This window comes from Sulfolobales archaeon (assembly GCA_038897115.1).
Taxonomy (GTDB): Archaea; Thermoproteota; Thermoprotei_A; order Sulfolobales; family AG1; genus AG1.
The window spans coordinates 1-6,751 of the sequence record JAWAXC010000107.1 but is presented as its reverse complement, the minus strand read 5'-3'; the positions used below and the strand labels follow the sequence as shown (position 1 = coordinate 6,751).

Annotated in this window: 6 protein-coding genes; 3 read left to right on the top strand and 3 right to left on the bottom strand. The window is 42.1% G+C overall.

The window, feature by feature from the left end:
• Both QXE01_10665 and QXE01_10660 read right to left on the bottom strand, forming a co-directional pair.
• On the bottom strand, positions 1–483 hold a 483-nt coding region (locus QXE01_10665), incomplete at its 3' end, for a toprim domain-containing protein (GenBank protein MEM4971698.1).
• A 10-nt stretch (positions 484–493) separates the two neighbouring features.
• Complete coding sequence (locus QXE01_10660; protein MEM4971697.1) at positions 494–1,633, bottom strand: site-2 protease family protein; 1,140 nt, start codon at positions 1,631–1,633, stop codon at positions 494–496.
• A 132-nt stretch (positions 1,634–1,765) separates the two neighbouring features.
• Between QXE01_10660 and QXE01_10655 the strand changes: the two genes are divergently transcribed.
• Both QXE01_10655 and QXE01_10650 read left to right on the top strand, forming a co-directional pair.
• Positions 1,766–2,518 carry a hypothetical protein gene (locus QXE01_10655; GenBank protein ID MEM4971696.1) on the top strand — a complete coding sequence of 251 codons (753 nt, stop codon included), beginning with the start codon at positions 1,766–1,768 and terminating at the stop codon, positions 2,516–2,518.
• A 12-nt stretch (positions 2,519–2,530) separates the two neighbouring features.
• Positions 2,531–2,878, top strand: a complete 348-nt coding sequence (locus tag QXE01_10650) for a hypothetical protein (protein MEM4971695.1) — start codon at positions 2,531–2,533, stop codon at positions 2,876–2,878.
• 304 nt (positions 2,879–3,182) lie between these two features.
• On the opposite strand, the gene QXE01_10645 is transcribed toward QXE01_10650, so the two are convergent.
• The gene (locus QXE01_10645; GenBank protein MEM4971694.1) at positions 3,183–6,131 is read right to left on the bottom strand and encodes a DNA-directed DNA polymerase I; all 2,949 of its coding nucleotides are present in this window, start codon (positions 6,129–6,131) and stop codon (positions 3,183–3,185) included.
• Between the two features lie 292 nt (positions 6,132–6,423).
• Here QXE01_10645 and QXE01_10640 point away from each other — a divergent pair.
• On the top strand, positions 6,424–6,751 hold a 328-nt coding region (locus tag QXE01_10640), incomplete at its 3' end, for a hypothetical protein (GenBank protein MEM4971693.1).

The following is a 6,751-nucleotide window of genomic DNA, read 5'->3' as shown; positions in this document are numbered from 1 at the left end:
TAGATCTGGGGGTTCGAGATTTTTGAAACTTCTTCTAAGCTCCTCCTCTACTAGGGATGAGAATTTCATCCTCTTCATCTTAGATATATTGCCCCATCTCTTTATTATCATATAACCTATAACGGATCCTTCTATATCGTAGTCACATGCATTTATATACTCTATAGCCCTTGGCAGGATCTTTGAGAATGCAGAGAAGAATCTCTTTAGATGGTTATATCCTTTTTCAACCTCATATCTGGGTACCCATGTATATTCAAATACCGGGATACCGGGTTTATCGGTATCTATTGAGAATAGATGGCCCGCTGCTGGAATCACCACATATTCTCTACCGTTTTGGTTAAAAACCCATATAGGGACACCATCGATCAATATCTTCTTAGCCTTTCCATATGATAACGCATTTGCTATCTTAGCAGCGGCTCTAGGCTTCTCAGCTATTATAGCTGTGCATCCCCTGCTACATATATCCTTACTCATTATAGAGCCCTCAAGCCGGTATTGGGATTGTTAGGGCTAGCATGGCGATCCACAGTATAGATGCTATTAAAGCCCCCCTACCTGGTCTCGCCTCGCTATATGCAGGCCCTGGATGGGGTCTTAATCCTGTGAGAAGAAGTATGAGGAGGAGGAAGAATGCGATGGTATATAGAATATCTATTTTAAGAGCTATGGATGCGAGTATAGCTGCAGAGGTAGTTATAATACCTACCGCTGTATGTGTCCTAGCGCCTGCCAATGCCCTCAGAACCTGCCCACCATCTAGCTGAGCTACAGGTAATAGGTTTAAAAAGTGTATGAGCATTAAGAAGTAGCTGGCATATGCAACTGGGTTTAGTATTACCACTTCACTCCCCCCTCGACCTGTGATCTGGTTAACCATTAATACGAAGAGGAGGGGTGAGAACTGAATCTCCTGGAAACCTGCTGTGAGAGCCTCCCTAGGAACTATATAGGATGTAGAGATACCATATAGGGTTACCGCTATAATTGCTAGAAACCCTGCTAGGGGGCCTGAAATAGCTATTATAGCTAGATCGTCAGAGACTGCTGGAGCGAATCTCATTAGTATCACAGCTCCGAAAGTACCTAGTCCTATACCTGGGAATCCTGGTATGAAATATGGTGGGGTTGCTGGGACTCTGAGTATTCTTGATGCTATGTAATGCCCCATCTCATGTATCGCCAGAGGCCCCATGATGGATAGAGTGAGTATCGATATATATAGAGGTCCTTGCCTAGATGCCTCAGTATCTATATTGATCCTCGCATGGAGATCTAGATCCATCTCATACCATAGATAGGATGTGATAGCCACAGTAACTATTGTTATAACCATTAGAAGAACTACAGTTATAGCTCTGAACCCTCTCTCTCTACCGATATTGAAGAGCCTGAGATAATAGCTACCGCTAACAAGCCTAAGCTGTGGATAATATCCCCTTGGAATCAGCTCTCTATATAGCTCTTTAAAACTATTCTCAACATCGCCAGGGTTGAGAGGGATCACCCTATATGTATCTATAGCTACCGACATACCTCCCCCAGAGAGCGTTTCCCTCATATGCTCTACAATTGCGAACCGCCTGCTAATAAGATCCCTTATATTCTCCGCGACCGCTGCCCCCATATACCTCTAGGCAAGCCTAGCTAATAACGTGGATTTAGCATAAGGATCCAGCTATGGTAAATAGGATTTGGTATTGACGTAGGGCTAGCTTTTTAATTTCGATGTTAAGTAATAAGTAGATGTGGTGGATTTATGTTCAGACTATCCCATGGAGAGGGCACCTTTATAAAGAATCTCTTCAAGGCCGCCCTAGCCCCCCTAGATATAGCTCCCCTCTATATAAGGTCGGAGGGGCTTGAGGTTAAAGGGCTCTCACCCGATAGGCTTATAATGAGTATACTCAATATATCTAGCATAGCTTTTGAGGAGTACCAGCTTAGCGAAGAGGTTTCAATGCTTGTTGATAAAGACGAGCTTCTAGCATCTTTTAAAAGGCTCACAAGGAGGGATAAGGTTACAATCAGCTATGATGATGGGGCGCGGGATCTAAAAATAATACTTATAAATACAAAGACAGGAGCTGAAAGGGAGTTCTCGGCACAGGTGAAGGAAATAGGTGTAGAGCCTATAGGAGATATACAGCTAGAGCTCGAGGTAGAAGCACAGATGAGCGGTGAGGTTTTTGTAACACTTGTAAAGGATGCAGCAGTAGTTGGAGATGAGCTGGAGATACGCTTGACAGGGGATAGCCTGAGATTCATTTCCAGAGGGGAGGACAAGGAATACCAGGCGATTCTAAGCCAGGATAAGGGTCTACTATCCCTCTCATCACGGCTTGAGAATGTATCTGCGAGATACTCAATAGATCTTGTTAAGCAAGTGGCAAAAGTTCTAGACAAGGACTCCGTGGTTATAATACAGTACGGCCCCAACAAGCCTTTAAAACTCCAAGCATCAGTAGGCGGTGGTGCATCACTCACATATTGGATAACTCCTAGAACTTAGGGGTATAGCTATTTGGTAAGGGGAGATCTAGAGGATTGTATGGGCTATCCATGTATAGAGCTCGAGGTGGAAAAAGCTAAAAAGCTATTGGAAACGATCTCGGAGACTCTGGGTTATTCCACAAGCGATCTCGAGGATGCTATAAGGATTATAGATAACTTCGATGAGTACTATAGATATTCTACTAGAAAGTTCAAGGAATACCTAGTACCCGCTAAAAGCGAGAGCGACCTTATAAGGGGCAGAGTTGTTATAGATCGTGTGAAGCTAAAGATCGTTGGAAGCAGTAGAAGGGTTTTGATAGTCTTTGACAGAAGAATTAATAGAGAGGCTGTTAAAAAAGCCTTGGAAACGATATGAATAGAATAGTAATAGGGAGTATTGTCAGAAACACGAGCCCTCCTCACTGCTCAGGGCTGTGGCGTCATCATCACTAAATATACGTCTTCGAAACCTTATAAGTTGACGAATAATGGCATCTTGCTGTGTCTTCTTTCTTACTATAAGTAGTGAGAGTTTTTCTCTGAACAGCCCATAGATTTGAAGTTACTGTGCTAGCCTCGCTATCTCATAACTAATTAATGCCGGCTATGTTGGATAACGAAGTACCGTTCCTCTATAACTTTCTGTTTAAATGATCTAATAGATTTGTTGGATTAAAGTTTTAGCCGTAGAAGTCTGAGATCTTGCTGTGGCCGGATATCTCTTCCCACTCGATGCTGAGAGGTGCGAGTATTTGTTCAAAAGCGGATCTAAGACTCTCAATATATTTTTCAACATCTATTTCGCTAACCTTAGCAAGCTGTACAGGTTTTACCCCTTCTTTGCCCCTCACCTTAACAAACCATATGTTATCGCCTTGAGAAACACTTATACCCTCTCTCACGAGCATAAGGGCTGCTTTAACATGCTGTGGGGTGTTCTTGGTATATGTTTCAAGTGGTTTTCCAAGCGTCATCTTAAAGCTTAGCTGATCCAATGTGTACTCTTTATCCTTCAACTTTCTATATATCTCCTGTAAGATCTCCTTTAGCCATGTTGATACCATGAGCAGGTCTTGAGGGGTTTCTATTGCTCCGAGCTTCTTAACAGCCTCTGAGAATGCCTCTTTAACGAACTCTGGTATATGCTTTTTCTTACCAACAAGCCCTTTTATATCTACAGAGCCGTCTGGATAGACACCTAGGTAGTTCTTTTTGAGGGAGAAGGCTGCGAATTTATATCTTTTATCTATATCTAGTTCGAGCCCGAATGTATCGAGTATCCATTTTCTAAGCTGGTTAAGCCTATCCTCCTGAGGAGCCCATATGAAGAGCGAGTCTGTATCTCCATATAGAACCATCAGCCCTAACTCTCTAGCCTTTTGCTGGCTCATAGTTATGATCATCCTTCCAAGGGCTGTTACACTCTCAGCAACTGGGAGGGCGTATAACGGGAACTTCTCATGCCCAAAGACGCCATAGGATGCGTTTATATATACCTTCATAGCCCTCTGTACAACATCATACCAGCTCCTCAGATCCTCTGGAATGTTCTTCTCCTTAGCCTTCTTCTTATAGATTTTAACTCTGAAATCCCTTAGAAGACCTATGATTACCGAGGTTATCCCTACCCTATCCATACACACATTATGGATTATAGTTCCTGTCTCATCTCTTATAGGCTCTAATTTGCTACATTCGCCCTCAGGAGGATCTACTGTTTCATAGCTGAGATTCCACCTCTTAATTATACTAGGATATAGCGAGGCATAGTCGGCAACAACAACATCGAAAAACACCCCCTGAGGTGGATCGATAACTATAGCCCCAGCATACTTCTTACCCTTTATAATAGCCTCGGTAGCCTTTCTCGACTTAAGCGATGCAAGGTCAGATTCTGAGGGTATTAAATAGCCCTTGGATCTATGTTCCCAGTAAAATAGATTCTTGATCCATGTAGATACCTGGGTTCTAGTAACATCTTCAATCCCTAGCTTGCTGATCCTCATGAGCAGTATTATGAGCTTCCAAAGCAGCTCGCCAGAGAATGTGGTTAGCTCTATCGTTAGCTGTGCATCTCTCAGATTATACATAGCTAGATCATAGAGGCTCATAGAGCCAACACCCTCCTCATTTGCCAGCTTACCCTTTCCCAGAAGGGCTTGGGCAACAGCATCTAGAGTATATTCCTTATATTTTCCTTCAAACGCATAGTTCTGTATAGCTCTGTTCTTGAAGAACCTATATAGATCTATGTGTAGCGCGTGTTTAAATGTTGCATGTGTCTCCTTAATCACTATCGGTATCTCTTCTCTTGAGAATCCAAGTTTTCTCGATCTAGTATACAGATATGGAAGATCGAAGTTATCGCCATTGAAGGATATGATTATGGGATAACCAGAGATCTCTTGGAAGAATCTTTTGATAAGCTCTCTCTCACTCTCGAAAACATATACCTTGGTTCTGTTATTAACCACATCCCTAAGTCTCTCAACGGCTTTCTCATCACCCCTTTTTAATATGAATACAGAGCACTCACCATCATTGTTACATGTAGCGATGCTTACTATAGGAAACTCCGCCGTCTCGGGATTTGGAACTCTACCCTTACTCGGCGTATAGACCTCTATATCTATAGATAGCCTTTTGATCCTTGGAGGCGGTGCTTCGAAGAGGGGATACCATTTCACAGCTATCTCTCTCACATGTTCGGGCTCGTCAGCAAAGATCTTATCGATCTCGGATGAGACCTTATTCATCTCTATATTTAACACAGGTTCAAACCTCCCACCCCTTACCCTATATTTAAGCCCAGGGATCAACTGTGTATCGTAGATATAGTTATGGTGATACTTAATATTAGCTTCCCAAACCTTAGGAAACTTATCTCTAAGTCTTCTGACAGCTAGTGGATCTCTAACTACTATCTTTGTGAGCATAACCTTTCTATTCAAAAGTAGATCTAACTTTTCAACTCTATATATATCAATAACATCTTGTGACCTGCTAATGATCTCTCTAACCTTATCTGGATCTAGATCTACTAGGAAGTAGGGCCTATGACCAGTCTTATCATATATCTTATAGAGCTTACCCTCCTCCTCAACATATACGAGTAGAAATGCCTTTGATGCCTCACCATCATATTGAACGTCCATGATATAGCCCTCAACCTCTACAGCCTCTGGGATCTCGAAGATAGATGGATCTAAATTGGTGCTATCAGAGCCTCTCCCATAATAGATCAAGCGATCATCGCTTGATGCTTCCCGCACATTCCACCCCTCGTTTCGAGGTCTATATCCGGGTACTGAACCCTTTTCTACTATCTCTACACTTCTAGCCTCCACCTTAAATACAATGTTTTGGGTGGGGAGAGACATTGTTTTATCATACTTCCTCTCAATGTATTTATCAAGACCTGAAAATCCCGCTCTCGATCTGCTTTGATAGCCTATATAGCCTCCACTACTTCTATGTATTATACCCTCCACATGAGATCCTTGTTCCTTTAAAGAGGTTGAACCATGATTACCTCTAGAAACACTACTACCAGGATCACTCCCTTCTCTGGAAAATCTGAAGAGCCCCCTAGAGCCGACACCCTTCTTAGGATCTATTTTATCAGCCATACCCAATCTCTCAATATCCAAATAATATTATTTATACACGCGTAAATTAATACTCGCATCGAGATCTTGGCCCTATCGAAAAACTGCATGGTATTACGATAAAAGCCTCTCTTCTGGGATGAGAAGAAGCGGATCGGGGAAGCCGTCTCTAAGGGTGAAACAGAAAGGCAAAAAGATCCTTACTCCTTAGAAATATAAAGATCTTTAGCAGGGATTTTTATAATAGCTATATCTTGAGAAACGGCTCTTTTAATAATATATTACTGCTTCGAAATAGTAGTTTGGTGGTTCTATGGAAGCTAAGACCGAGATTCTTAAAGAAAAGGCTTTAACATATATCAATAAAAATTATGAAAAATATATAGATCTCCTTGCGAGTCTTATAGAGCATCAAACCGTAGCAGCGTGGGGTGGGAAGAGCATGGATAGATGTGCAGAGTATTTAGTATCGATACTAAGGGAGAGAGGCTTCAAAGCATGGATCGTTAGTGGAGGGGGTCATCCAGCTGTTTTTGCAGAAATAGGATCTGGATCTAAAAGTATATTGATATATAACCACTATGACGTCCAACCCCCAGATCCTCTTGAGCTCTGGGAAAGCGATCCATTTAAGCTTACTA